General features: G+C 64.4%; 2 protein-coding genes. Both read right to left on the bottom strand.

Annotated features, from left to right (window positions below; all coding sequences use genetic code 11):
- Positions 1-70 precede the first annotated feature (70 nt).
- Positions 71-568: a hypothetical protein gene (locus POM99_RS22235; protein ID WP_242201904.1), complete on the bottom strand. Its 498-nt coding sequence runs from the start codon at positions 566-568 to the stop codon at positions 71-73.
- Positions 569-890: 322 nt separating this feature from the next.
- On the bottom strand, positions 891-2,048 hold the full coding sequence (locus POM99_RS22230) for an IS110 family RNA-guided transposase (protein WP_174435570.1): 1,158 nt from the start codon (positions 2,046-2,048) through the stop codon (positions 891-893).
- Between the last annotated feature and the right edge of the window lie 84 nt (positions 2,049-2,132).

The raw sequence follows: 2,132 nt of genomic DNA, 5'->3' as shown, positions 1-2,132 counted from the left end.
CCCCTCACATGGGAGTTCTCAGGTCAAGAGGCTGTGCGGTAGAGCGTGCAGCCTCTTTCCTTCCGCACAATCATATCTGTTCTACCTTGCCGGTTCGGCTGCCAGCCGCAGCAATGAACCAAAACAGCGCGCCTGCAATAGCGCCTAATAGGGCAATTTGGCCGACGTAGTAGAAGTTCATCAGCCATCCGTAAGTAGTCAAAGATCCGTCGATGACGGTTGATCGTCCATCAATGCTCGCATTATCCGGTCGACTTATTAACGCGAGCACGAGCCAGGGAAGAGCGGCGACCACTGCACCAGTCGCAGCGCAGTTGATGATTGTCGCATTGACGTGTCGGCGTAACATGAAGAACGCCGGGAGCCCGATGATAAAGGCTGGAGGGTAAGCGCCAAACACGGCAAATGCCACAGCGCTCCGCCAGATCCGTTCGAGCGGATCGGTGATGCCCTCATATGCTGGCATAGCAATAGCCATCAACAAGGCGGCTGCGCCCGGGACCACTACAAAGGCGAGGATCACCCGCCAAATTGAAGGATAGGTGCGCTTGGCTCGTGCGGCGTACATGACGCCAGCTTATCGCTTTGTCGTCGCCATTCCAGATCAATCGTCAGGAATGGTCAGAGCGTCAGGCCATGGTCGTCCTCCTCAATTTTTGGATCACTGGCCTGAGCCTGTTGCAACAAGCGTCCCGGTGACCGGTCCGCTCTAACCTCACATCCGGTCGCCGCTCGTGCGCGGCTGCACCACAATCCCGCTTGCGTCGGGTCTGGCTCAGGAGACGGGACCAACCTTTTTTTCGGCATCTGAAGCCAACAGGGACCTCCGGTCCGTCCACCTGGATCCGGCAGGGACGATGCCCTGCGGGAACTCGTATCGGGTTACGTGCTCATGCGGCCTTCAGCAGCGCGCCTGCGGGCACCACGCCGGCCGAGACGAACTGCCACAGCGCGATCAGCAGCTTGCGTGCGACTGCCACGATCATGACCCGCCGCGCGCGACCACCGTTCGCGCCCACCCGCTCCGCGTACCACTTCGTCAGCTCCGAGTCCGGCTGATGACGCAGCCACAGCCAGGCGACCTGGATCATGGTCGTTCGCAACCGCTTGTTGCCCGCCTTGGACACGCCCTGCTCCCGGTCCATGCTGCCGCTTTGCCACGGTGATGGGGCCAGCCCGGCATAGGCGGCGACCTGTCGTCGATTGCTGAAGCTGCGGAAGAACGCTTCTGCGTGCAGCACGCCGGCGAACTCAGGACCGATGCCGCGCAACTGGATGAGCCGGGGACCAGTGTCCGCCTCACCGGCGGCATCCGACCGCGGCTCGAGCAGCGCGTCGCGCTCGGCTTCGACCTGCTTGATCTGGCCGACGACCATCTCCAGCCGGTCCAGCTCGCGCTCGATCTCGCGGCGAACATGCCGGGGCAGCGGTCGTCCATCGCCGGTCACCAGTTCGTCCAGCCGCGCCCGCCGGTCGGCGCGCAGTGGCTCGTAGTCGCCGACCCCTTGCGCGAACAGCAGGCCCTTGATGCGGTTGACGTGCCGCACCCGCTCCACGACCAAAGCCCGCCGCTCGCGCGAGATGCGTCGCCGGTCCTCGTCCTCGACGCTCGGCACCGCCACCATCGCACACACCCGCGGCTCCCCGCGCTTGTAGGCCAGCAGCGTGCGGACCAGCGCCTCGCCGTCGAGCTTGTCCGTCTTGGCGCGCCGGCTGCGTCGTGAAGCGGCAATCGAGGCGGCGTCGACGACGTAGCTCTCGATACCCTCGCGCACCAGGCAGCGGTGTATCCAGAAGCCGTCGAGGCCCGCCTCCTGGATGACGACCAACGGGTACTGCTCGCCTGTCCGCTCCCGCGCCTTCGCCTGTAACTGCGCGAACCGCTCCAGGAGTGCCGGCACGTCGCTGCCCTTCACCTGATGCCGCGAGATCCGCTCGCCGCGACCCGGCGACAGCGACGTCACCAGCCAGGTGGAGCGGCTCAGCTCCAGCGACACGAAGATTGCGTTCAGCTGCGTGCTGACGGCGGCATGGCATGAGACGGACACGGGCACGGGCAACCTCCTTCACGACAAAGCGGGAAGGTCAGTCTGCCTCAACCGGCGCCAGCCCGCGCCCATGGGATCTTTTTT

It is taken from the genome of Novosphingobium cyanobacteriorum, from assembly GCF_029436685.1.
In the GTDB taxonomy this organism is placed as follows: domain Bacteria; phylum Pseudomonadota; class Alphaproteobacteria; order Sphingomonadales; family Sphingomonadaceae; genus Novosphingobium; species Novosphingobium cyanobacteriorum.
This window is presented reverse-complemented; position numbering and strand designations above follow the sequence as displayed.